Source organism: Oceanicella sp. SM1341 (genome assembly GCF_003448965.1).
Taxonomy (GTDB): Bacteria; Pseudomonadota; Alphaproteobacteria; order Rhodobacterales; family Rhodobacteraceae; genus Paroceanicella.
The window spans coordinates 1-729 of sequence record NZ_QRGC01000101.1 but is presented as its reverse complement, the minus strand read 5'-3'; the positions used below and the strand labels follow the sequence as shown (position 1 = coordinate 729).

1 protein-coding gene and 1 pseudogene are annotated in these 729 nt (G+C 74.8%); both read left to right on the top strand.

The window, feature by feature from the left end; genetic code table 11:
• The coding region (locus tag D3P35_RS25925; protein WP_157982360.1) for a hypothetical protein at nt 1-405 on the top strand (405 nt) is incomplete at its 5' end.
• Nucleotides 398-729, top strand: a pseudogene (locus tag D3P35_RS25920) (YdaU family protein); the annotation flags it as partial. The gene D3P35_RS25925 and the pseudogene D3P35_RS25920, both read left to right, overlap by 8 nt.

Here is a 729-nt window from a genome sequence, read left to right as displayed (position 1 = left end):
ACGCTGATGGAGCCGCGCGACACGCGCCGCGGGCGCACCCGCTCCTTCGATGCCTTCCGCGAGCCGATCATGAGCGTCGCCGGCGGCGTCTCGGTCGCGAAGTCCAGCGCGGACCCGAATGCCGCGCGGCGGCTCGAGTCCTGGCTCTGCGCCTCGGGTGTCCGCGTCCGCGACCTGCGCCGCATCGGCCCGAGCGAACCGCGCCTGCGCGCGCTCTTCCAGCGCCCGCCCCGGGCCCGGCCGCTGCCGCCGCCCGAACCCTTCGCGCCGCGCTGCGTGGCGACCCGCAAGGCGATCTCCGAGCTGCGCCTCGGCGCCATGCCCGGCACGGTGGCCCGGCTCACCGGCCTCAGCCTCGAGCGCGTGGAGGCACTGCGGGCCGAGCTGGAGCAGGCCGATGGATGACCTGCCCATCTACCCCGTGCCGCACGGCACCGTGCTGCGCGGCAACTGGGTGCCCTGGCACTTCCGCAAGGTGCTCAAATCCCGCTTCGTCGCCCATGTGCAGCCCGCCGCGGGCTTCCACGGCATCCTGCTCTGGTCCGAGGCCTGCGACCAGGACCCGCCGGGCACGCTCCCCGACGATGACGTGGAGCTCGCCCGCCTCGCCGGCCTCGGCCAGAACCTGGAGGGCTGGCGGGCGGTGCGCGAGGGCGCGCTCTTCGAGTGGACCCCCTGCCTGTGCGACATCCGCGGCGAGACCGTGGTGCGCCTGCAAAACCCCTTCGT